The sequence below is a fragment of the Pseudomonas sp. LBUM1648 genome, from assembly GCF_059716145.1.
Genome location: NZ_CP166808.1, coordinates 556,786 through 579,383, shown reverse-complemented (window position 1 = coordinate 579,383; position 22,598 = coordinate 556,786). Strand labels below are relative to the sequence as shown.

The window sequence follows — 22,598 nt, the reverse complement described above, 5'->3', positions numbered from 1 at the left end:
TCACATGTCTGACTTCTCTGGCTTGCCGCTCGTTATCGAACCGAGCGACCTGCTCCCTCGGCTCGAGTCCAGCGAACTGATTCTGGTGGACCTGACCAGCCCCGCCCGCTATGCCGAAGGTCATCTTCCCGGCGCGCGGTATGTCGACCCCAAACGCACCCAGCTCGGCCAACCGCCGGCACCGGGACTGCTGCCGGCGAAGGCCGATCTGGAAGCGTTGTTCGGTGAACTCGGCCATCGCAAAGACGCGGTCTACGTGGTTTACGACGACGAGGGCGGCGGCTGGGCCGGGCGGTTCATCTGGTTGCTCGACGTGATCGGTCACGACAAATATCACTACGTCGATGGCGGTCTTCCGGCGTGGCTGGCGGATGGCATGCCGATGTCGATCCAGGTGCCACGGGCTGTTGGTGGCCCGGTATCGCTGACCCTGCAAGATGAACCGACCGCTACGCGCGAATACTTGCAAAGCCGTCTCGGCGCCGCGGATCTGGCGATCTGGGATGCGCGCGGGCCGCTGGAATATTCCGGCGAGAAAGTGCTGGCGGCCAAGGGCGGCCATATTCCCGGCGCGGTCAATTTCGAATGGACCGCGGGCATGGACAAGGCGCGTAACCTGCGCATCCGCACGGACATGCCACAGATCCTCGAAGACCTGGGGATCACCAAGGACAAAGAAATCATTACCCACTGCCAGACCCATCACCGGTCGGGCTTCACTTATCTGGTGGCCAAATCCCTCGGTTATCCGCGGGTCAAGGGCTACGCCGGTTCCTGGGGCGAATGGGGCAACCACCCTGACACGCCCGTCGAGATTTAAGGTTTTTAAGGACAACCCATGAAAGAGCGTCTGTTTATCCTCAGCCAGTACCTGCTGCCTCACCACCTGCTGTCGCGCCTGGCCGGCTGCATTGCCGAGTGCCGCGTGCGCTGGTTCAAGAATGCCTTCACCACTTGGTTCGCCAAGCGCTATCAAGTCGACATGTCGCAAGCGCTGGTTGAAGACGTGACCGCTTACGAGCACTTCAACGCCTTCTTCACCCGCGCCCTGAAAGATGGCGCGCGCCCGCTGGACGAAACCCCGGGCGCGATCCTCAGCCCGGCCGACGGCGCGGTCAGCCAACTCGGCCCGATCGAACACGGTCGCGTGTTCCAGGCCAAGGGTCACAGCTTCAGCGTGCTGGAACTGCTTGGCGGTGACGCAGCCAATGCTGCGCCGTTCATGGGCGGCGACTTTGCGACTATTTACCTGTCGCCGAAGGACTACCACCGCGTCCACATGCCACTGGCCGGCACCCTGCGTGAAATGGTCTACATCCCGGGCCGGATCTTCTCGGTCAACCAGACCACAGCCGAAAACGTCCCGGAGCTGTTCGCCCGCAACGAGCGTGTGGCTTGCATCTTCGACACCGAGCGTGGGCCGATGGCCGTTGTTCTCGTGGGCGCAATGATCGTCGCTTCGATCGAAACCGTGTGGGCCGGTCTGGTCACGCCGCCGAAGCGTGAGCTGAAAACCTTCCGCTACGACGAAGCCGCTCGCGCGCCGATCCATCTGGAAAAAGGCGCCGAACTGGGCCGCTTCAAGCTGGGTTCCACCGCGATCGTGCTGTTTGGCCCGGATCAAGTGAAGTGGGCTGAAGAACTGGTGGCGGGTTCGCCAGTGCAGATGGGCCAGGGTCTGGCACTGCCAAAAGCCTGATGCCCGTGCTGCGGGAGCCACTTCGGCTCCCGCAGATTGCAGCATTTACTGCTATGGTTTTTGGCATGAGCCAGACCATCGCCCCTCCGCAGCTACGCGCTCCCACTCCAACGCAAACGCGTCTGTCGTTCTGCGAAGCCACCCCGCGTGACCTCAAACGCTGGATCGCCGGCCTGCCCAAGGCGAACATCGGCGAAACCGCCCGCCAGTTGTACCAAGGCCTGGGCGAACTCAACCAGTTGCTCACCCCCAGCGATAATCGCCTGCAACTCTTGGAGCTGATGCGGCCAGAGGTGTATTTCGTCTGCCAGCATCTGGAGCGGCACTTTCTGCATCAGGCGATCATGCTCGACGAGCGTTCGCGCAAGGTCAGCAACCTGTGCCAGGCGCTGCAAAGTCATCTGGCCATCGGCTACAAACAGATCGTGTTGCGTATCGCACCCAAGTACAGCAAGGATCGCGCGGCGCTGGTCAGCCAGGCCCTGCAACGGACGGCACACGCACTCAAGAGCCAGTTGTTGCGCGCCACGCAGTTGTACAGTTCACCGCCGGAACACGTGTGGTTCGAACTGCATCAGCTGTATCGCATCGGCTGTGAATTGCAGCTGCAACAACGTCGGGTACGTGACGATCTCGCCAGCCTGACTACCGAGCTGAGCCTGGAACAGACGTACATCGCCACCCTGTTATTGGGCTGCGCACGTTGCAATCAACTGCGGCAGAACCAGATCGCTCGACTCGCGGAAGTCCTTGAACCGTGGAGTACCTTGCTCAAACTGCATCCCGGCAGTCCGGACGATGGCTTGTTTGCGATCAGCGCCGAAATCGACGCCGGCCCGCGTTATCGCAACATGTTCCGCAGCGAGCAAAAAGCCGGATTGCTCGGATTCGATCCGCAGCCACTGGTCAATGCCATCGAAGCGCATCTGCAGCGTCAGGACACTTCGACGCCGCTGCCTGTCCCGGCGGGGCTCAGCTTCGACACTCTGCAACACTTGCACGCGACCTGGGGTCAGGCCGCCGAACGCAGCTTTCAGCGCACCGTTGGCCAAGGCAGCCTGACCGTGTGCGTGGGCATGAGCGCCCTGCACTTTTACCTCGGCGGCGAACGCAGTTTCAGCGAACTGCTCAAGCACCCCGGCGCCACCGCGGCGAACTTCAGCAGCGTCGTCGCCAAGGGCGAAAAAGACAGTTGGAGCCAGGCATTCGACGCCGCGCCGCAGAGCAAGGCGGATGAGTTTCTGCCATACGAAGAAATCCAGTACGACCATCTGATCGAAGACGAAAGCAGCACCGACAACACACCGCACTACCCCACTTACGCGCTGCCGGTGATCAATCACAGCCCCGGCGGTTATTGCCTGGGCTGGCCTGCAGAGGTGCCCGCCGAATTACAGGCCGGGGAAATGCTCGGGATTCAGGACAGCGAAAGTCTGGGCTGGAGCATTGCGGTGATTCGCTGGATTCGTCAGGTGCGTGGCGGTGGCACACAGATGGGCATTGAGCTGGTGGCACCGCATGCGCAGCCGTGCGGCCTGCAGCTGGTGCGCACGCGGGACGACCACAGTCACTATCTGCGCGGATTGCTGTTGCCGCAGATCAGCGCGATCGACTTGCCGGCAACCTTGCTGGCGCCACGATTGCCTTTTCAGGAAGGCAGTAAAGTGCTGATCAATACCCATGGAGACGAGCACCGCGCCGGACTGGATCGGCGGGTGGCGAGTACGCATAGTTTCAATCAGTTTGCCTATCGCTCGCTGGAGGCCGCGCAGAATGGCGGGAGCGAGGAGGATTTTGATTCGTTGTGGAAGTCGCTTTAGACCCAGTTGCGCCCTTCGCGAGCAAGCTCGCTCCCACATTGGAATGCATTTCAAATGTGGGAGCGAGCTTGCTCGCGCAGAGGCCAGATCAGCTTATCGAGATCTTAGAGCTGCCCGTCGCGATCGCGGAAACCCAGCAGATACAGGACACCATCCAGACCCAAAGTCGAGATCGCCTGCTTCGCCGACTGCTTGACCAATGGCTTGGCGCGGAACGCCACACCCAAACCGGCAATCGCCAGCATCGGCAGGTCATTCGCACCGTCGCCGACCGCGATGGTCTGCTCCAGACGCAAACCTTCCTTGTGTGCCAACTCTTTCAACAGGTCAGCCTTGCGCTGCGCATCGACGATCGGCTCGATCGCCACGCCGGTGCACTTGCCGTCGACGACTTCCAGCTCGTTGGCGAACACGTAGTCAATGCCGAGTTTGGCCTGCAATTGCTTGGCGAAATAGGTGAAGCCGCCGGACAGGATCGCGGTCTTGTAGCCCAGACGCTTGAGTTCGGCGAACAGGGTTTCTGCACCCTCCGTCAGGCGCAGCGAAGCGCCGATCGAGTCCAGCACGCTGACGTCCAGGCCTTTAAGCAACGCCAGGCGCTCTTTGAAGCTGGCGCGGAAATCCAGTTCGCCGGCCATCGCCCGCTCGGTGATCGCCGACACTTGCTCGCCAACACCGGCAGCCTTCGCCAGTTCGTCGATGACTTCGGCTTCGATCAGCGTCGAGTCCATGTCAAACACCGCCAGACGACGGTTGCGGCGGAAAAGTGAATCTTCCTGGAACGCGATGTCGACGTTCAGCTCCTGCGCCACGCTCAGGAATTCTGCACGCAGCGCCTGCGGATCAGCAGCCTCGCCACGCACGGAGAACTCGATACAGCCCTTGCCCTTGTCCGCCGGGGTGTCCAGCGGCATACGACCCGACAGACGGTCGATATGGTCGATGTTCAGACCATATTTGGCAGTAATCGAACTGACAGCCTGCAATTGCCCGGCGGTCACTTTGCGAGTCAACAGGGTGACGATATGGCGCTTCTTGCCCTGATTGCCCACCCATTGCTGGTAATCCTCTTCGGAGACCGGGGTGAAGCGCACCTGTTGGTCGAGCTCGTAGCCCTTGAACAGGATGTCCTTGAGCACGGCTTTGCCTTGCTCGGAATCGGGAATTTCAACAAGGATGCCGAACGACAGGGTGTCGTGGATCACCGCTTGCCCGATGTCGAGAATGTTCACACCACCTTGTGCCAGAACGCCGGTAATGGCCGCAGTCAGACCCGGACGGTCGACTCCCGTGATGTTAATCAGGACGATTTCGCGCAACGCGCACCCCCGCAACTGGAAAAAAACCGCATTCTACCCACTTTCAGTGACCATCGGGCACCGCGAGCGCTTTGCCGGTCTAGGGCCTGTCGCTATACTGCGCGTCAACTTCACGGACAAAAGAGCCGAGCTCAGTGAACCGGCCCACGCCAGTTAAAACCGATAACTTCTTCCTGCTGATCTTCCGTGCACTGCGCCACCGCCGTGTACCGATTGCATTGCGCATTGCCAGCCATAACGTGATCCTCGTCGCTCTGGCGCTGGTGATTTATGCCTGCGTGATGGGCTTGCAGTTCAAGCAGGCCATGCACGAGCAGGCCGATGCGCTGGGCGAAAGCCTGACCACGCAAACGGCCACTTCCGCCACGGAGCTGTTGGTGTCCAACGACATCCTCAGCCTCAACGTGCTGCTCAATAACCTGACCAAGAACAAACTGGTGGCCCACGCGGCAATCTATAGCGTGGATAACCGCATCCTCGCCGAATCCGGTCAGCGCCCCAAGCACAGCCTGTTGGGCGAAGCCGAGGGCATGTACGAGAGCAAGATCACTTTCCAGGACGTGACCGCCGGGCAACTGCGCATCAGTCTGGACATGGATCAGTTCCAGCAGCCGATGACCATCAGCCTGCAAAGCATGGGCATTTTGAGTGCGATTCTGTTGGCGCTATCGCTGGCCTTGAGCTTGCGCATGGGCCGCTACCTGTCGACCCCGCTGCTGCAATTGCGTGTATGGCTGCGCCGGATTGACGAACACACGCCGGGCATGGAGCGCCAGGACGAAATCGGCGATCTCGCCCGTCAGTTGCACGCCAACTATGCGCCGGAGCCCGCGCCTGAGCCGGAACCCGAGTTCGAAGACGAGGAAGACGAGACCGAGTTCGAGGTGCGTAATCTGCGTGACCCGAGCTTTGACGAAACCCGTCCGATGGCCGCGCAGAAGCCTGCACCACGCCACTTGGTCAGCACCGTCGAAGACGATGATGACGATGACGCGTTCGCCGATCTGCGCGACGAGTCCTTGAACGCTGCCGCACAACCGCAGATTCGCAAAGCCACCCCGAGCGTGCCGCAACACACGGCGGTGCTGGCGGTTCAACTGGGTTCTCAGGAGCAACTGCGTCGTCTGCCACGTGCGCGTCTGGAAGAGTTGCAGGAGCGCTATCGCGACTGCCTCGATCAGGCCGCCTCGCTGTATCAGGGCGAAATCGAAACCCTGAACGATGGCAGCACGCTGATGCTGTTCCACACCGAAGACAGTGGCGACGACTACCTGACCAACGCGATTTGCTGCGGCGAGTTGTTACGGGCTCTGGGCCATCAGTTGCAGATCGAAGTCGCCGACAGCGGCATCACCCTGCAATTGCAGCTGGGCCTGACCCTTGGCGATGAGTTGTTCGGTCTGAGCCAGATTGATTTGCTGCTGACCGATTCGGCCCAGGATGCACTGGCCCTGTCGCAGCACAGTCGCAACCTGCTGCTGGTGGAGCGCAAGATCAGCGATGATGCGCTGATCCGTCAGCGTGCGCGTATCCGGCCGATTGCCAGCCCTGAGGGGGCGTGCTGCGTGGAGCGGTTGATGGAGCCTTATCCATCGATGCTGGAACGGCAACTGGCGCGGATGCATGAGCGTCGGGCGTAAGCCTTAGCCCAGATGCACAGAAGCCCGCAGACAAGGGATTGTCTGCGGGCTTTTTTGTTGCCTGTAACGGCCCTTTGGCGAGCAAGCTCGCTCCCACAGTGGACGGTGGCTGCCACAGATCTTGTGAACACCTGCAATACCTGTGGTAGCGAGCTTGCTCGCGAAGAGGCCCGCACTGACGGTAAGGATTTCCAGCCCCCAGACACAACAAAGCCCGCACAAGGCGGGCTCTGTCCTGACTCAAACAGACTCAGAAGCGGAACACTTCCATATCAGTCCGAATCGGCGATGCCATCGGAATCTTCGGCTGCTTCTCGGCTTCCGCCGCCGGCGCTGCCGGTTTCGGCGCTGCTTTGCGCGGAGCTTCAGCCACTGGTGGCTGATTAGCCAACGGCTTGAGCGCCACCGACAGCTGCTCGGACAGACGCTGCAACAATATCCCCTGCGCCTGCACCTGCGATGCCGTACTGCCGGCGTGCAGCTCTTGCAGGTGGATGATGCGGTTATCGCGCACCTGGCCACGACGGTCGATCAGGCGCCATTGCGCATCGAGAATCGCCGGTTGCTTCTCGCCGGAGTCCAGACGCGTGATGGTCATCAATACCTGCACGTCCGGGGTGAAGCCCTGAGTCGCCGGTGCCAGCACGACACGCTGGCTATCCAGATGACCGGCAACCTGACGCAGCAACAACTGATCGATATCCGACGAAAGGCTGCCAGCCCAACGACCATCGGTCGCCGCCTGCAGGCTGCCATCCGGTTGACGTTGCAGCAGAGTTTCACGTTGCAGGTAATCGGCCAGCACAACCGGGCCCAACAAAACCGCCATGCCGGCGCTTTGCGCAGGCTGAACCGGACTTCCGCTGTCCAGTTGATACAGCGACACCGGCTGGTGAACGCTGCAACCCGCCAGGCCCAAAACGCCGGCGAGCAGGAAAATAAGGGGGCGCAGAGCAGTCATCATCCCGTCCAGGTGGCCGCCACAAGGCTGACCACAGTGAAAATACTCAATAAATATGAAGAACGCTCAGCCACGCCGGCGCTTGAAAGGCCATATCATCCGTGAATATGCGTTCCGACTCCAGCGCCAAAGCGTCGATCTACGCGTTAAATCGTAGATCGAGCGCTCTAGGGGGCGTGTTATCACCTAATTGAGGTTTTCGACGAGCAGCGCATCCACTCGCTGGAAGCCCCTTGGCAGTTTATTGCCGCGACGTCCACGCTCACCTTTGTAGTGTTCGAGGTCGTCGGCTTTCAGCGACAGAGTCCGTTTTCCGGCCTGCAACACCAAGGTCGCGCCTTCCGGAAGCACAGCGATGTCCGTGACATATTCTTCGCGACTGGCCACACGTTCACCGGAAATACCGATGATCTTGTTGCCTTTGCCCTTACCTAATTGTGGCAGATCGCTGATTTTGAAGATCAGCAGGCGACCTTCGGTCGTGACCGAGGCCAACCAGTTCTGCTCACGATCGGCCACCGGACGCGGTGCGATCACCTTGGCGTTGTTTGGCAGGCTCAACAGGGCTTTACCGGCCTTGTTCTTGGCTTGCAGGTCCTCACCCTTGACCACGAAACCGTAACCGGCGTCAGAGGCGATCACGTAAAGCGCGTCGTCTTCCGGCATCAGCACGCATTCGAACGATGCTCCCGGTGGCGGCGTCAGACGGCCAGTCAACGGTTCACCTTGGCCACGGGCCGATGGCAAGGTGTGCGCGGCCACCGAATAGCTGCGGCCGGTGGAGTCGATAAACACCGCAAACTGGTTCGAGCGCCCCGCTGCCGAGGTCTTGAAGCCGTCGCCGGCCTTGTACGACAGGCCGGTGGCGTCGATATCGTGGCCCTTGGCCGAACGGATCCAGCCTTTTTCCGACAGTACGACAGTCACTTTCTCGTTTGGCAGCAGATCGTGCTCGGTCAACGCTTTGGCTTCGGCGCGCTCGACGATTGGCGAGCGACGGTCGTCGCCATAGGTTTCGGCGTCCTTGATCAACTCGGTGCGCACCAGTTTCTTCAGCTTGGCTTCGCTGCCCAGCAGGGCTTGCAGCTTGGCTTGTTCCTTGAGCAGTTCGTCCTGCTCGTCGCGCAGCTTCATTTCTTCCAGTCGCGCCAATTGACGCAGACGGGTGTCGAGAATGTAGTCGGCCTGGATCTCGCTGAGAGCGAAACGCTCGATCAGTTTGGCTTTCGGGTGTTCCTCGGTACGGATGATGTGGATCACTTCATCCAGGTTGAGGTAGGCGATCAACAAACCGTCCAACAGGTGCAGGCGACGCTCGACCTTGTCGAGGCGGAATTGCAGGCGGCGACGCACGGTCAGCACCCGGAACTCCAGCCATTCGACGAGCAACGCGCGCAGGTTTTTCAGCTGCGGTTTGCCGTCCAGCCCGATGATGTTGACGTTGACCCGGTAGGTCGACTCCAGCTCGGTACTGGCGAACAGGTGCTGCATCAGCGCTTCGTGATCGACGCGGCTGTTGACCGGGATGATAACGATGCGGCACGGGTTTTCGTGGTCGGATTCGTCACGCAGGTCAGCGATCTGCGGGGCTTTCGACGGTTTTGCCTGCATCAGCGCGGCAATCTGCTCCAGCACTTTGGCTCCGGAGACCTGATGCGGCAGCGCGGTGACGATGATGTCGCCGTCCTCGACGTGGTACACGGCGCGCATGCGCACCGAGCCCTTGCCGGTTTCGTACATTTTCAGCAGGTCGGCGCGCGGCGTGATGATTTCCGCTTCGGTCGGGTAGTCCGGGCCCTGAATGTGTTCGCAGAGTTGCTCGACCGTGGCTTTCGGCTCATCGAGCAGGCGCACGCACGCAGTCGCGACTTCGCGCAGGTTGTGCGGCGGTACGTCGGTGGCCATGCCCACGGCGATACCGGTGGTGCCGTTGAGCAGGATGTTCGGCAAGCGCGCCGGCAATACCAGCGGCTCCTGCAGGGTGCCGTCGAAGTTAGGGCCCCAATCTGCAGTGCCCTGGCCCAGTTCGCTGAGCAGCACTTCGGAATAACGCGACAGCCGCGCTTCGGTGTAACGCATGGCGGCGAAGGACTTGGGATCATCCGGCGCACCCCAATTACCCTGGCCGTCGACCAGCGTGTAGCGATAGCTGAACGGCTGGGCCATCAGCACCATCGCTTCGTAGCACGCCGAATCGCCGTGCGGGTGGAATTTGCCGAGCACGTCACCGACGGTACGCGCCGATTTCTTGTGCTTGGAATCGGCGTCCAGCCCCAGCTCGCTCATGGCGTAGACGATACGCCGCTGTACCGGTTTCAGGCCGTCGCCGATATGCGGCAGAGCACGGTCCATGATCACGTACATGGAGTAGTTGAGGTAGGCACTTTCGGTGAAGTCGGCCAACGATCGGCGTTCTACACCGTCCAGGCTGAGATCAAGGGGGTTGCTCATGCAGGCCTCATCGGTTCGTTGTCTGGCGCAGCAGCATGGTGCCACCGCGCTGAGTAAATTCAAGTTTGTTCAGGGCGCTCATGCCGAGCAGCACCTGATCACCATGCAGCCCCGGCGCCACCAGTGCGCGAACATCCCGCAGCACGATGTCGCCCAGTTGCAGGCGGGCAATTTTTGTCCGATAGCCCTGGCTCAGGCCATTGGCCGTGCTCAGGGTCACTCCGAAACCTTCTTCCAGCTTCAAGCGTTTGGCCAGATCCGCCGGGATCGCCACATCGGTCGCGCCGGTGTCGAGCATGAACTCCACCGGCTCCCCGTTGATCTGGCCGCTGGCGACAAAATGCCCTTGGGCATTGCTCGCCAGCTTCACTTCAATAAAGCCTTCGCCCTGCTCCGAACTCACGACGACGTTCGGATTCTGCTGGCGTTGTTCCCACTGGCCGAAAAACCGTGTGGCCAGAAAAAGTGCAGCACACCACGCCAGAATCATCAGCACCCGACCGGCGCGTTTACCCGGTGGTTGCTGGCTCATGGCTTGTCGCTCCAGCCACCTTCAGGGGCAGCGAAGCGCCAGATGACCGGCCGGACTTCACCGTCGGCACGCGGACCAAAATTGTTGTCGACGCCGATCCACGCACCTTCAGCGTCAACGATCAGCGCCTCTTCCAGCCCGTAGTTCTGCGCGTAACGGCGATTTGCCTGCAGCAGTTCGGCGGCATACGACCAGCAACGCTCGACCTTGGCTGTCTGCGTATCACGGCGACAAATCTGGAAAGCGTTGCGTTCCAGGGTAAACAGTTTGCCGTTGAACAACGAAAGGTCGGAAAAGTCCCGATGAACCGCTTTGGCCCTGGGGAACTGCGACGGCTGCATCTCCTTGCCGCCCTCACTGAGCAGCACGCAGCGACCGTCGCAATCCCACACCGTCTGCTGGCGCTTGATCTTCAGCAGGCCACGGCTTTGTCGTTCGGCGGCCAGCCACATCTGATCGCCTGCCGGGTTGATCGCCAGGCCTTCCAAAATCGCATTGAAATGCAGGAGCATGCCGCTGGCCCGCGCTTCGCGAACCAACATCGGCGAGATCTTCAGCCAGTTGGCCGGGCCGCTGACTGGCACCTGCAAAACGGCGGCATGGGCTTCGCTGACGATATAGCGATTGCCAGCGCTGTCGCAGCTGATGCCTTCGAAATCCAGATCGCCGCCACGGATGAACGATGCCGCCCATGTGCGCGAACTCAGGCCCCAGGGCAAGCCGCTGTCGGGTACTTTCGGCACATCAATGTGCACGGTTTCGGCCTGCCAGACCTGATCAGCAGTGTTGAGCCGGTAGATCTGATCGTCATCGCGATCCGACACCGTCCACAGTTCGGTGCCGCACAAGGCCAGCCCCGACAGGTTGCCGCCGCGCATGCCGTCGACCGGATGCTCGGACAGCACCCGCAGTTCCGGTGCAGGCTCTGCCAACACGGTCATCGAACTCAGCAGCAACACACCCGCCAAGGCCCAGCCAAACCGCATCAGGCCAGCACCTCGGCGAGGTTGCCTTTGGATTCGAGCCAGGTCTTGCGGTCACCGGCGCGCTTCTTCGCCAGCAGCATGTCCATCATTTCCGAGGTTTCGGCGAAATCTTCGCCCAGCGTCAGTTGCACCAGACGCCGGGTGTTCGGGTCCATGGTGGTTTCACGCAACTGCGGTGGGTTCATTTCACCCAGACCTTTGAATCGGGTGACCTGCGGCTTGCCGCGCTTCTTCTCGGCCACCAGACGGTCAAGAATCCCGTCGCGTTCGGCTTCGTCGAGGGCGTAGTAGATCTCTTTGCCAAGGTCGATGCGGTACAGCGGCGGCATTGCGACATAGACGTGGCCGGCATCCACCAGCGGGCGGAAATGCTGGACGAACAAAGCGCAGAGCAGCGTGGCGATGTGCAGACCGTCGGAGTCGGCGTCGGCGAGGATGCAGATCTTGCCGTAGCGCAGTTGGCTCATGTCTGCCGCGCCCGGATCGACACCGATAGCCACGGCAATGTTGTGCACTTCCTGGCTGGCGAGCACTTCGCTGCCGTCGACTTCCCAGGTATTGAGGATCTTGCCGCGCAACGGCAGGATCGCCTGGAACTCTTTGTCCCGCGCTTGCTTGGCGGAACCGCCGGCGGAATCACCTTCGACCAGGAACAGCTCGGAGCGCATCGGGTCCTGCCCGGCGCAGTCGGCCAGTTTGCCCGGCAGTGCCGGCCCCTGAGTGACGCGCTTGCGCTCGACTTTCTTGCTCGCCTTGAGACGACGGCCGGCGTTGTTGATCGCCAGTTCCGCCAGCGCCAGACCGGTTTCCGGGTTGGCGTTGAGCCACAGGCTGAAAGCATCCTTGACCACGCCGGAAACGAACGCCGCCGCTTCCCGGGACGACAGGCGCTCTTTGGTCTGACCGGAGAATTGCGGCTCCTGCATCTTCATCGACAGGACGAAGGCGATGCGTTCCCAGACGTCTTCCGGCGCCAGCTTCACGCCACGTGGCAGCAGGCTGCGGAATTCGCAGAACTCGCGCATCGCATCCAGCAAACCCTGACGCAAGCCGTTGACGTGGGTACCACCCTGAGCCGTCGGAATCAGGTTGACGTAGCTTTCCTGCACCGCGTCGCCACCTTCCGGCAGCCACAGCAGCGCCCAGTCGACCGCTTCTTTATTACCGGCGAAAGCGCCGCAGAACGGTTCATCTGGCAGACGTTCGAACTCACTGACTGCGTCGACCAGATAGGAACGCAAGCCGTCTTCGTAATGCCACTCGACTTTCTCGCCAGTGCCTTTGTCTTCGAAGCTGACCAGCAGCCCCGGGCACAGCACAGCCTTGGCCTTGAGCACGTGTTTGAGGCGGCTGATGGAGAATTTCGGTGAATCGAAATACTTCGGATCCGGCGCGAAGTACACGCTGGTGCCGGTGTTGCGCTTGCCGACCGTGCCGACGATTTCCAGCTCCGAGGCCTTGAAGCCGTCGTTGAAGGTCATCTGGTATTCGTTGCCGTCACGTTTTACACGCACCCGGACTTCGGTAGACAAGGCATTGACCACGGAAATACCTACCCCGTGCAGACCGCCGGAGAACTGGTAGTTCTTGTTGGAAAACTTGCCACCCGCATGGAGCTTGGTGAGGATCAGTTCGACGCCCGACACGCCCTCTTCCGGGTGGATGTCGACCGGCATACCACGGCCGTCGTCGCTGACTTCCAGCGAGTGGTCGGCGTGCAGGATGACCTGCACCGATCTGGCGTGACCGGCCAGGGCTTCGTCGACGCTGTTGTCGATGACTTCCTGGGCGAGGTGGTTTGGCCGACTGGTGTCGGTGTACATGCCGGGGCGTTTGCGCACCGGGTCGAGGCCCGAGAGGACTTCGATGGCGTCGGCGTTATAAGAGCTAGCGCTGGGAGTGGCCATAGGGTCTCGTCGTCAGTCATTCATGAAATAGGGGCAAGACATCACAGTGCGGTGAAATCGATTGCCTGATACACATCGGCGCCAATGCCGGCAAAACTCAGCAACGCCGGCAATTGCCCGGCAAAACCTTGAAAACTGTGATCACCGCCAGCCTGAATGCGCAAGGCACAGGCGCGGTAATACTGCTGGGCGAGGCGATAATCCAGTGTTTCATCGCCAGTCTGCAACCATACCTGATAGCGCAGCGCATCCTGGGGCGCCGGCACTTCCAGTTCGGCCAGGGCCGTTACGTGGTCGTGGGTCAATTCCCAGGTTTCATCGGTGTACAGGTTTTTCTGCGTCCCCAGGTAACCGTCGAACATCCGGTGCGGACTGACGGCCGGGTTGACCAGCAGGGCTTTGAGGCCATGGCGCTCGGCCAAGTGAGTCGCATAGTAGCCGCCGAGTGAGCTTCCCACCAGCAGCGGCCGACCCAGTTCGGCAATCGCTTGCTCCAACTGACCGATGGCTTCGCGCGGATGGTGATGCAGGGCGGGAACACGCAGTTGATCGCTCAAGCCCAGCCGCTCCATCACCGCGACCAGCTGACAGGCCTTTTTCGAGGCCGGGGCGCTGTTGAAACCGTGGATATAGAGGATCGAACCAGACATTTGAGCTCCCTGAGTGTCGGCGAAAGATAGCGGAGTTTACAGGGAGAAAGCCCCTCACCCTAGCCCTCTCCCGGAGGGAGAGGGGACCGAATGGGGGATATTTCAGAAGTACGCCGACCTGAAAGAGCTTCGCCGAATCCACAATCGACACAATCGCTCAGGTCGATGGATAACGCCAGACACCTCGGTCAGTCCCTCTCTTTCTGAGAGCGAGGGGCTGAATGAGGGATATTCAAGCTTCAGCGAATTCATAATCGACTCGGTATTTCACGTCGGCGTATGACGCCAGACACCTCGGTCGGCCCCCTCTCCCTCCGGGAGAGGGCTGGGGTGAGGGGCTTTTGATTGGCAATCAGTAACCGTCAGACCCGTAATCAACGGTAAAAGCAAAACCGGTAACGCGCTCAACCCCAGTTTCCAGCCGCCCATCCGGCAAAAGTCGCAACCAGCGATACCCCGGCGCCTGTTCGCCGACCTTGAAGTCCTCACTGCCCGGTTCGAACTGAATGCAGGTCGACGGCGATGCCAACAACCGCACGCCATTGCGCTCGCGGTCGATCTCCTGATGCACATGCCCCCACAACACCGCCCGCGCCTGTGGAAAACGATCCAGCACTTCGAAAAACGCCTCGGGATTGCGCAGGCCAATCGGCTCCATCCACGGGCAACCAATCGACACCGGATGATGATGGAAGCACACCAGATGATGGCGCTCGGGCGCTTCGCTCAACGAGCGGGCCAGCAACTGCAATTGATCGTCTTGAAGATATCCCGGCACTGAACCTGGCACAGCCGAGTCGAGCAAGGTCACGCGCCAGTTGCCGACATCGACCACCGACTCCAGCAGCGCACTCTGCACTGCCGCCACCGCCATGATCTGCGGCTCATCGTGATTGCCGGGAATCCAGCGCGCCGGCGCATCGATCTGCGTGGTCAGCTCACGAAACTGCTGGTACGACTCCAGTGTGCCGTCCTGGGAAAGATCCCCCGTGGCGAGCATCAGGTCGATCTGCGGCTGTTGCCCCAGCACCAACTCGATGACCTTTTGCAGGCTCTCCCGAGTATTCATACCCAGCAACGTGCCGTCCGCTTCAGCGAACAGATGGCTGTCGGACAACTGCACCAGCAGCGCCGGATCGGCGGTGGTCAACGTGGATACGCTCGGCAAGGCGTTCTCCCAAGGCAAAAGCACGGAATCGGTCAAGTGCCGCAATTATGCTGGGGGATCACTGAAAGGGGAAACCGAGGAACCGGACGCAGTTCACAACTAGCGTACGACTTCGTACTCGTGCCCCAACGCCAGACAATGACTCAGCCATTCCCCCAGGAACAGATTGAGCTGAGCTTTTTCATCGGGCTGATGCATCGCGGCGTTCGGGTAAGGATAGATGCCGCGAAAGCGTCGTGCATGCTCGGCGCTGATCACCTCAGCCATGCGCGCGTCGTGATAGACCTGCACCTCCAGTTGCGGCACCGGCAGCCATGGCAGGCTGTGTTCCTGACGCACTTGCAGCGTGGTGGTGTACGGGCAGGTTTGCAGCACTTCGAGGGCCAGCACGCCGAGCATCTGCTCGCCCTGGGTCACGGCGATGCGCCGCGCCTCGGGTTCGTTGCGCATGTCCGGCAACAGTCGCATCAGGCGCGCGTAGTTGGCCTCGCAGGCGGCTTGCAGCCCCGCGAGGTCGACTCGATAACGATCGCGCAACTTGTTTACGACCATAACCCCCTCACTTCGGCGCGGTTCAGCGCCAGCCACTGCAAAGCGATGATGCTCGCCGCGTTGGCAATACGTCCGTCACGTACGGCTTGCAGGGCATCTTCGAACGCCCAGACCGTGACGCGGATGTCTTCGGCCTCTTCCTCTAACCCATGCAGGCCGCCGACGCCATCCGTGCTGCAACGCCCCAGATACAAATGCACGAACTCGTTGCTGCCGCCCGGCGACGGGAAATATTTGGTCATCGGCCACAGGGCCTTGATGTCCAGCCCAGCTTCCTCCTGCGCCTCGCGGTGAGCAACTTCTTCCGGTTCTTCGTCCTTGTCGATCAGACCGGCGACCAGTTCGACCAACCAGGGATTGTCAGCCTTGCCCATGGCGCCGACGCGAAACTGCTCGATCAGTACCACTTCGTCACGCTGCGGATCGTAAGGCAACATGCACACGGCATCGTGGCGCACGAACACTTCGCGGTTGATTTCGCGGCTCATGCCGCCAGCAAACAACTCATGGCGCAGGTGCACGCGGTCGAGTTTGTAAAAACCCTCGTAGCATTTTTCACGCCGCACGATATCGACGGCGGTCGGAATGGCGTTGGCAAAGTCAGTCATGAGCATCCTCTTTACTGCAAATCCGTTACGAGGTTCCTATTTGTTACTTGCAACCTCGACTTCGCGCCATCCTAACGCGCCCGCACCGATTGATGCAGCCCCTTTACCGTCAGCGGGATGGACGGTGGAGGCGAAACCCACTCTAATTAGCTTAGTGGCGAACTGACTGCTTCGTTGAGAGTCGAAGCGGTAACTTTTTGCCTTCCCCTGTTTCAGAAAGGACGCCCATGTCGCTTTTCAAAATTGCCTCCGTGGCCGCCATCGCCCTGACCCTGGGCGCGTGTGCGAGCCTGTTCCAGCCCAACTACCGTACGCCGCTGGAAACCACCCGCGATGCGTCGGAGCAGCTGAAAACCGGCTGCTCCACCCCTGACTGCCCACTGGTGAACATCGACACCCTGCGCTTCCCGGCAGAACCTGCTCTGGATGGCATCATCGAAAAACGCCTGCTGCAAATGACCCGCACCGAGGCGAACGCACCCGTGGCGCCGACGCTGGCGGCCTATCGCGAGCAGTTTCTGGCCAATGCCGGTCCGCGCAACAGCAGCTACCTGCAAGCGAAAGTACGCGAGCAGCATGACGGCTTGGTGATCATCGAATTGTCGAGCTACCTCGACACCGGCGGCGCCCACGGCACACCGGGTCGTGGCTTCATCAACTATTCGCGCCAGCAGCACAAAGTGCTGAACCTGTCCGACATGTTGATGCCGGGTCAGGAAGACGCATTCTGGAAGGCAGCGCAGGTTGCGCATAACAGCTGGTTGATCAGCACCAAGCTCGATCAGGAAGCGGAGTTCGTTTCGAGCTGGCCGTTCAAGAAAACCCCGAACGTGGCACTGACCTACGGCGCGGTGATCCTCAAGTACGAAGTGAGCACCATCGCGCCTTACGCGCTGGGCCACGTCGAACTGAAGATTCCTTACCCGCGCCTGAACGGCATTCTCAAGCCCGAGCTGTTTCCCGGCCGTAACTGAAGGCACGACCGAGCACAAACTGCAGCAGCCCTGCCAGCACCAGCGCCGGCAGGGTTGCGCCGATGTCCGGATACAGATTCGCCAGCAAGTGGTAGGTGCTGACGCCACCCAGCCACGCCAACAGTGCCGGCCAGCGCAATGCGGCTGATGCGACCTGACCGCTGCGTTTACGCAGAATGAAGTGATCCACCAGCACCACGCCGAACAGCGGCGCAAACACCGAACCGATCAGCAGCAGGAAGTTCTGGTACTGCGCCAACGGCGCCAGCAGTGCGATCAGCGTGCAGATCACGCCGATGGCCAAGGCCAGATGCTCGACTTTCAGGCGCAACAGAATCCCGCTGGACACCGCCGCCGAGTGTATATCGGCAAAAGCGTTTTCCGACTCGTCGAGCAGAATCAGCAGCAGCGGAATACCCAGACCGGCACCGGCCAGGGCCAGCAGCAGCGCATTGACTTCACCGCTCGGCGCGAACGCCAGGGTGTATGCCACGCCAAGGCTCATCAGCCAGAAGTTGCCGATAAAGAAACCGACCGCAGTACCACCGAACACATTCTTCGCCCGTTTGCCAAATCGCGAATAGTCGGCGATCAGCGGCAGCCACGACAGCGGCATCGCGATAGCAATGTCGAAGCCCACGGCAAATGGCATCGAACCATCACCGGCACGCGCCCACAGAGCAGCCAGATCAGCCTTGGCGAAAAGGTTCCAGGTCAGCCAGAGGCATGCCGCCAACAGCAACCAGATGCCCCATTTGCGCAGGATCTGCCGGACGAACGTCAGCGGGCCGCTAACAGCGAGCAAAGTGGCCAGCGCGCCGAAGAACAGCGTCCACAACACCGGGTTCGACCACAGCGAACCTTCGCTGAACGCGCGCGTGCCCAGGAGGCTGGCGGCGTCTCGCATGACGATGATTTCGAAGGAGCCCCAACCGATCAGTTGCAGCAGATTGAGCAGCGCCGGCAGGCTTGCGCCTCTGCTGCCGAGGCTGAGTTTGAGCGCGGCCATCGACGACAGGCCGGTGTCGCTGCCGATCACGCCGACGGCGGCCAGCAGTAAAACGCCGACCAGCGTGCCGAGGAAAATCGCCAGCAGCGAACCGGACAGGCCCAGACCCGGCGCCAGCAGCGCACCGGTCTGTAGCACCATCAGGCCGATACCGAGAGAGAACCACAGGGAAAACAGATCACGACCGCCGAACACACGCCTGTCGGCGGGTATGGCGAGGTCGGGGGAATACGTGCCGGGTTGAATGCTCAAGGGTGTTATCTCAGGGGGACATTTGTTGTTGTGTTGATCAAGCTGCCCTCTTGTGGCGAGGGGATTTATCCCCGATCGACTGCGCAGCAGTCGCAACTTTGAGAACCGGGTCTTTCAGACGTACCGCATTCTCAGATTTTGGGGCTGCTTCGCAACCCATCGGGGATAAATCCCCTCACCACAAAAGACCAGCTAGGGATCAGACTTTTTTGTACAGCTGACTGCCTTCCTTCTTGAACCGCTCGGCCTGTTCCGCCAGGCCTTGGGCGACGTCCACATCGACCGCGTCGATCCGCTGGTTGGCCGCGTATTCGCGGACTTCCTGAGTGATCTTCATCGAGCAGAATTTAGGCCCGCACATCGAACAGAAATGCGCGACCTTGGCCGAGTCCTTCGGCAGGGTTTCATCGTGATACGAACGGGCGGTGTCCGGGTCCAGACCGAGGTTGAACTGGTCTTCCCAGCGGAACTCGAAACGCGCCTTGCTCAAGGCGTTGTCGCGGATCTGCGCGCCCGGGTGCCCTTTGGCCAAATCCGCTGCGTGAGCGGCGATCTTGTAGGTGATGATCCCGGTCTTCACGTCATCCTTGTTCGGCAGACCCAGGTGTTCCTTCGGCGTCACGTAGCAGAGCATGGCGCAACCGAACCAGCCGATCATCGCCGCACCGATGCCGGAAGTGATGTGGTCATAGCCCGGCGCGATGTCAGTGGTCAGCGGGCCGAGGGTGTAGAACGGCGCCTCGTCGCAGCACTCCAGCTGCTTGTCCATGTTCTCTTTGATCAACTGCATCGGCACGTGGCCCGGGCCTTCGATCATGCACTGCACGTCGTGCTTCCAGGCGATTTTGGTCAGCTCGCCGAGGGTTTCCAGTTCGCCGAACTGCGCTTCGTCGTTGGCGTCGGCAATCGACCCCGGACGCAGACCATCGCCCAGCGAGAAGCTGACGTCGTAGGCCTTCATGATTTCGCAGATTTCATCGAAGTGGGTGTAGAGGAAGTTTTCTTTGTGGTGCGCCAGACACCACTTGGCCATGATCGAGCCGCCACGGGAAACAATACCGGTCACGCGTTTGGCGGTCAGCGGCACGTAGCGCAACAACACGCCAGCGTGGATGGTGAAGTAGTCGACGCCCTGCTCCGCCTGCTCGATCAGCGTGTCGCGGAACAGCTCCCAGGTCAGGTCTTCAGCAGCGCCGCCGACTTTTTCCAGAGCTTGGTAAATCGGCACGGTACCGATCGGCACTGGCGAGTTGCGGATGATCCACTCGCGGGTTTCGTGAATGTGTTTGCCGGTGGACAAGTCCATGACCGTGTCCGAACCCCAGCGAATGCCCCAGGTCAGTTTCGCCACTTCTTCTTCGATGGACGAACCCAGTGCGCTGTTGCCGATGTTGCCGTTGATCTTCACCAGGAAGTTACGGCCGATGATCATCGGTTCCAGTTCGGTGTGGTTGATGTTGGCCGGAATGATCGCGCGGCCACGGGCAATTTCTTCACGGACGAATTCAGGGGTGATGATTTTCGGCACGCTGGCGCCGAAGCTGTGCCCGGCGTGTTGCTGGTCCAGCAGCCCGGCGGCGCGAGCCACTTCGAGCTTCATGTTTTCGCGGATGGCGACGTATTCCATCTCGGCGGTAATGATGCCCTTGCGTGCATAGTGCATTTGGCTGACGTTGGCCCCTGCCTTGGCGCGGCGCGGGTTGTTGACGTGGGCGAAACGCAGCTTGGTCAGCTCGGCGTCAGCCAGGCGTTCCTGGCCAAAATTGGAACTCAAGCCAGGCAGGCGCTCGGTATCACCACGGGATTCGATCCACGCCGAGCGCACATCGCCCAAGCCTTTGCGCACGTCGATGATGACGTTGGGATCGGTGTACGGGCCTGAGGTGTCGTACACGACGACCGGCGCGTTGATCTCGCCGCCGAAGTCGGTCGGGGTCACGTCGAGGCTGATTTCGCGCATCGGCACGAGGATGTCCGGGCGAGAACCCTGAACGTAGACTTTTTGCGAACGGGTGAACGGCTTGACCGATTGTTCGTCGACCTTGGCCGAATCGCTCAGGTTGATCGCGTTTTTAGATTTTGTAGTCATCACGGGCTCTCCAGACAGCATCCAGGCAGTGGATTGTCGGAGCAGAACCTGAAAGGCACGGACGCACCAGGACTGGTGCTGTGCATCGTCGTCGAGCGTTCGATTGTCGAACAATTTCCCGGACGAAGCACAAGAGGACTCGCCGGGTGACGAGAAATCTTGTTCCCTACGCAGGCGCTAACCTGATCAGGTTCAACGGGATCCGAAATTATTCGATCTCAGCCTCATAGCAAGGCACCCCGACAAGAACCCGGCCAGTCTAGACACAACCGGCAAAGAACGCCAACACCGCAGCAAACACCATGATGAATGGCGCAATTGGCAGGACGTGCAGGATTGTTGCCGCTTCAATGCGCAACTACACTCGCCTTGCCCCGCTGCGCCTTGACGCTGCAGGGGCTGCGCCGTAGCCTTGGCGCGCACATTATTTCCATAATATTCATGCTAGGGATCGCCTCATGCTGCGCAAACTTTCACTGGCTCTTGCCGTGTCTTGTGCGTCCAACGCAATGGCCTGGGCAGCAGAAGCGCCCTTGTCGAGCAAAACCGATCTGGTCAGCGTCTATCAGGAAGCGGTCGACAACAACGCCGATCTGGCCGCCGCCCGCGCCCAGTATGGCGCGCAGAAAGAAGTGGTGCCGCAGGCCCGCGCCGGCTTGCTGCCGAACCTGTCCGGCGGCGCCGAAGTCGCCGACGTACGCACCTCGATCGACCAGCCTTCGGCCATTGCCAACCGCAGTGCGCATTCCTATCAGGCAACCCTTGCCCAACCGCTGTTCCGCGCCGATCGCTGGTTCCAGTTCCAGGCCGCCAAAGACGTCAATGAGCAAGCCGCGTTGCAACTGTCGGCTACCGAACAGAACCTGATCCTGCAATCGGCCGAAAGCTACTTCAACGTGCTGCGCAGCCAGGACAATCTAGCCTCGACCAAAGCTGAAGAAGCGGCGTTCAAGCGTCAGCTCGACCAGTCCAACGAGCGCTTTGACGTCGGCCTGTCGGACAAGACCGATGTGCTGCAATCGCAAGCCAGTTACGACACCGCGCGGGCCAACCGGATCGTCGCGCAGCGTCAGGTTGATGATGCGTTCGAAGCGCTGATCACCCTGACCAACCGCCAGTACAACGCGATTCAGGGCATCGTGCACACGCTGCCGATCCTGCCGCCGGCACCGAACGACGCCAAGGCCTGGGTCGACACCGCAGCAAAACAGAACCTCAATCTGCTGGCTAGCAACTATGCCGTCAGCTCGGCCGAACAGACCTTGAAGCAGCGCAAGGCCGGCCACTTGCCGACCCTCGACGCCGTGGCCAAATACGAAAAAGGTGACAACGACGCCCTCGGTTTCGCCAACCCGAACGCCTTCGGCACGCCCTACCGTGGCAACGTCGAACAGAGCACGCTGGGACTGCAACTGAACATCCCGATCTACAGCGGCGGGCTGACCAGCTCGCAGGTGCGCGAGTCCTACTCGCGCCTCGATCAAACCGAACAGCAGCGCGAAGGCCTGCGTCGGCAAGTGGTGGAAAACACCCGCAACCTGCACCGCGCGGTGAACACCGACGTCGAACAGGTGCAGGCGCGCCGCCAGTCGATCATCTCCAACCAGAGCGCGGTGGAAGCCACGGAAATCGGCTATCAGGTGGGTACCCGCAACATCGTCGACGTGCTCGATGCGCAGCGTCAGCTGTACTCTTCGGTGCGCAATTACAACAATACCCGCTACGACTACATCCTCGACAACCTGCGCTTGAAGCAAGCCGCCGGCACGTTGAACCCGGGCGACTTGCAGGATCTGGCGCGTTATCTGAAAGCCGATTACAACCCGGACAAAGACTTCCTGCCGCCGGATCTGGCCAAGGCTGCCGAGGCGCAGCTCAGGGCGCGGCCTTAAGCTAAAGCAAAAGATCGCAGTCTGCGGTTGTTCCTACAGGATTTACCTGTAGGAACAACCGCAGACTTGAGATCACACCGAGCGAAGGA

At 60.7% G+C, this 22,598-nt stretch carries 18 protein-coding genes and 1 riboswitch; of the genes, 6 read left to right on the top strand and 12 right to left on the bottom strand.

The genetic code is table 11. The annotated features are described in order from the left end of the window. The first annotated feature begins 4 nt into the window (after positions 1 to 4). From rhdA to ACA043_RS02540, 3 genes are all read left to right on the top strand, one after another. Positions 5 to 820: a thiosulfate sulfurtransferase gene (gene rhdA, locus ACA043_RS02550; RefSeq protein WP_497658561.1), complete on the top strand. Its 816-nt coding sequence runs from the start codon at positions 5 to 7 to the stop codon at positions 818 to 820. Positions 821 to 838: 18 nt separating this feature from the next. Next, on the top strand, positions 839 to 1,699 hold the full coding sequence (gene asd / locus ACA043_RS02545) for an archaetidylserine decarboxylase (RefSeq protein ID WP_401271247.1): 861 nt from the start codon (positions 839 to 841) through the stop codon (positions 1,697 to 1,699). A 65-nt stretch (positions 1,700 to 1,764) separates the two neighbouring features. Next, entirely contained in the window at positions 1,765 to 3,519 is a 1,755-nt protein-coding gene (locus ACA043_RS02540; protein WP_497658560.1) for a cyclic-di-GMP receptor FimW-related protein, read from the top strand. A gap of 104 nt (positions 3,520 to 3,623) precedes the next feature. On the opposite strand, the gene serB is transcribed toward ACA043_RS02540, so the two are convergent. Next, a complete protein-coding gene (gene serB, locus ACA043_RS02535) occupies positions 3,624 to 4,838 on the bottom strand; it encodes a phosphoserine phosphatase SerB (RefSeq protein ID WP_007967407.1) in 1,215 nt (404 codons plus the stop codon). A gap of 134 nt (positions 4,839 to 4,972) precedes the next feature. On the opposite strand from serB, the gene ACA043_RS02530 reads away from it, so the two are divergent. Beyond that, complete coding sequence (locus tag ACA043_RS02530) at positions 4,973 to 6,478, top strand: AhpA/YtjB family protein (RefSeq protein WP_497658559.1); 1,506 nt, start codon at positions 4,973 to 4,975, stop codon at positions 6,476 to 6,478. A gap of 250 nt (positions 6,479 to 6,728) precedes the next feature. On the opposite strand, the gene ACA043_RS02525 is transcribed toward ACA043_RS02530, so the two are convergent. From ACA043_RS02525 to ACA043_RS02485, 9 genes are all read right to left on the bottom strand, one after another. Continuing rightward, on the bottom strand, positions 6,729 to 7,439 hold the full coding sequence (locus ACA043_RS02525; protein WP_187677901.1) for a PqiC family protein: 711 nt from the start codon (positions 7,437 to 7,439) through the stop codon (positions 6,729 to 6,731). A 186-nt stretch (positions 7,440 to 7,625) separates the two neighbouring features. Beyond that, on the bottom strand, positions 7,626 to 9,890 hold the full coding sequence (parC, locus tag ACA043_RS02520) for a DNA topoisomerase IV subunit A (RefSeq protein ID WP_187677902.1): 2,265 nt from the start codon (positions 9,888 to 9,890) through the stop codon (positions 7,626 to 7,628). 7 nt (positions 9,891 to 9,897) lie between these two features. Further along, positions 9,898 to 10,422: a retropepsin-like aspartic protease family protein gene (locus ACA043_RS02515; protein WP_103304644.1), complete on the bottom strand. Its 525-nt coding sequence runs from the start codon at positions 10,420 to 10,422 to the stop codon at positions 9,898 to 9,900. Further along, the gene (locus tag ACA043_RS02510; protein WP_497658558.1) at positions 10,419 to 11,408 is read right to left on the bottom strand and encodes an esterase-like activity of phytase family protein; all 990 of its coding nucleotides are present in this window, start codon (positions 11,406 to 11,408) and stop codon (positions 10,419 to 10,421) included. The genes ACA043_RS02515 and ACA043_RS02510 overlap by 4 nt, the downstream gene beginning before the upstream one ends. Then, a complete protein-coding gene (gene parE / locus ACA043_RS02505; RefSeq protein WP_034151667.1) occupies positions 11,408 to 13,315 on the bottom strand; it encodes a DNA topoisomerase IV subunit B in 1,908 nt (635 codons plus the stop codon). Before parE ends, ACA043_RS02510 begins: the two co-directional genes overlap by 1 nt. Positions 13,316 to 13,356: 41 nt before the next feature. After that, entirely contained in the window at positions 13,357 to 13,965 is a 609-nt protein-coding gene (locus ACA043_RS02500; protein ID WP_489880364.1) for a YqiA/YcfP family alpha/beta fold hydrolase, read from the bottom strand. Between the two features lie 352 nt (positions 13,966 to 14,317). Further along, positions 14,318 to 15,133: a 3',5'-cyclic-AMP phosphodiesterase gene (gene cpdA, locus ACA043_RS02495; RefSeq protein ID WP_497658557.1), complete on the bottom strand. Its 816-nt coding sequence runs from the start codon at positions 15,131 to 15,133 to the stop codon at positions 14,318 to 14,320. Positions 15,134 to 15,232: 99 nt separating this feature from the next. Then, positions 15,233 to 15,685 carry a DUF1249 domain-containing protein gene (locus ACA043_RS02490; RefSeq protein WP_187677907.1) on the bottom strand — a complete coding sequence of 151 codons (453 nt, stop codon included), beginning with the start codon at positions 15,683 to 15,685 and terminating at the stop codon, positions 15,233 to 15,235. Next, positions 15,676 to 16,293, bottom strand: coding sequence for an NUDIX domain-containing protein (locus tag ACA043_RS02485; protein WP_187677908.1), 618 nt, complete (start codon positions 16,291 to 16,293; stop codon positions 15,676 to 15,678). Before ACA043_RS02485 ends, ACA043_RS02490 begins: the two co-directional genes overlap by 10 nt. 227 nt (positions 16,294 to 16,520) lie before the next feature. Between ACA043_RS02485 and ACA043_RS02480 the strand changes: the two genes are divergently transcribed. Then, positions 16,521 to 17,267 carry an RsiV family protein gene (locus tag ACA043_RS02480; RefSeq protein WP_497658556.1) on the top strand — a complete coding sequence of 249 codons (747 nt, stop codon included), beginning with the start codon at positions 16,521 to 16,523 and terminating at the stop codon, positions 17,265 to 17,267. Here ACA043_RS02480 and cytX read toward each other — a convergent pair. After that, positions 17,236 to 18,528 (bottom strand): putative hydroxymethylpyrimidine transporter CytX, encoded by a 1,293-nt coding sequence (gene cytX / locus ACA043_RS02475; RefSeq protein WP_497658555.1) that lies wholly within the window; start codon positions 18,526 to 18,528, stop codon positions 17,236 to 17,238. The two genes, ACA043_RS02480 and cytX, sit on opposite strands and share 32 nt — an antisense overlap. 199 nt (positions 18,529 to 18,727) lie before the next feature. Next, positions 18,728 to 20,617: a phosphomethylpyrimidine synthase ThiC gene (thiC, locus tag ACA043_RS02470; protein ID WP_187677911.1), complete on the bottom strand. Its 1,890-nt coding sequence runs from the start codon at positions 20,615 to 20,617 to the stop codon at positions 18,728 to 18,730. 146 nt (positions 20,618 to 20,763) lie between these two features. Further along, positions 20,764 to 20,869, bottom strand: a riboswitch (TPP riboswitch). Between the two features lie 206 nt (positions 20,870 to 21,075). On the opposite strand from thiC, the gene ACA043_RS02465 reads away from it, so the two are divergent. Next, positions 21,076 to 22,509, top strand: a complete 1,434-nt coding sequence (locus ACA043_RS02465) for a TolC family outer membrane protein (RefSeq protein ID WP_187677912.1) — start codon at positions 21,076 to 21,078, stop codon at positions 22,507 to 22,509. The last annotated feature ends 89 nt before the right edge of the window (positions 22,510 to 22,598 follow it).

What these genes read in the sequence shown, in the direction of transcription:
- ACA043_RS02465 (WP_187677912.1), top strand. Translation starts at nt 21,076, where the DNA reads ATGCTGCGCAAACTTTCACTGGCTCTTGCCGTGTCTTGTGCGTCCAAC.
- ACA043_RS02490 (WP_187677907.1), bottom strand. Translation starts at nt 15,685, where the DNA reads ATGGTCGTAAACAAGTTGCGCGATCGTTATCGAGTCGACCTCGCGGGG.
- ACA043_RS02485 (WP_187677908.1), bottom strand. Translation starts at nt 16,293, where the DNA reads ATGACTGACTTTGCCAACGCCATTCCGACCGCCGTCGATATCGTGCGG.
- ACA043_RS02500 (WP_489880364.1), bottom strand. Translation starts at nt 13,965, where the DNA reads ATGTCTGGTTCGATCCTCTATATCCACGGTTTCAACAGCGCCCCGGCC.
- parE (WP_034151667.1), bottom strand. Translation starts at nt 13,315, where the DNA reads ATGGCCACTCCCAGCGCTAGCTCTTATAACGCCGACGCCATCGAAGTC.
- ACA043_RS02525 (WP_187677901.1), bottom strand. Translation starts at nt 7,439, where the DNA reads ATGACTGCTCTGCGCCCCCTTATTTTCCTGCTCGCCGGCGTTTTGGGC.
- parC (WP_187677902.1), bottom strand. Translation starts at nt 9,890, where the DNA reads ATGAGCAACCCCCTTGATCTCAGCCTGGACGGTGTAGAACGCCGATCG.
- ACA043_RS02480 (WP_497658556.1), top strand. Translation starts at nt 16,521, where the DNA reads ATGTCGCTTTTCAAAATTGCCTCCGTGGCCGCCATCGCCCTGACCCTG.
- thiC (WP_187677911.1), bottom strand. Translation starts at nt 20,617, where the DNA reads ATGACTACAAAATCTAAAAACGCGATCAACCTGAGCGATTCGGCCAAG.
- ACA043_RS02510 (WP_497658558.1), bottom strand. Translation starts at nt 11,408, where the DNA reads ATGCGGTTTGGCTGGGCCTTGGCGGGTGTGTTGCTGCTGAGTTCGATG.
- asd (WP_401271247.1), top strand. Translation starts at nt 839, where the DNA reads ATGAAAGAGCGTCTGTTTATCCTCAGCCAGTACCTGCTGCCTCACCAC.
- ACA043_RS02515 (WP_103304644.1), bottom strand. Translation starts at nt 10,422, where the DNA reads ATGAGCCAGCAACCACCGGGTAAACGCGCCGGTCGGGTGCTGATGATT.
- rhdA (WP_497658561.1), top strand. Translation starts at nt 5, where the DNA reads ATGTCTGACTTCTCTGGCTTGCCGCTCGTTATCGAACCGAGCGACCTG.
- ACA043_RS02540 (WP_497658560.1), top strand. Translation starts at nt 1,765, where the DNA reads ATGAGCCAGACCATCGCCCCTCCGCAGCTACGCGCTCCCACTCCAACG.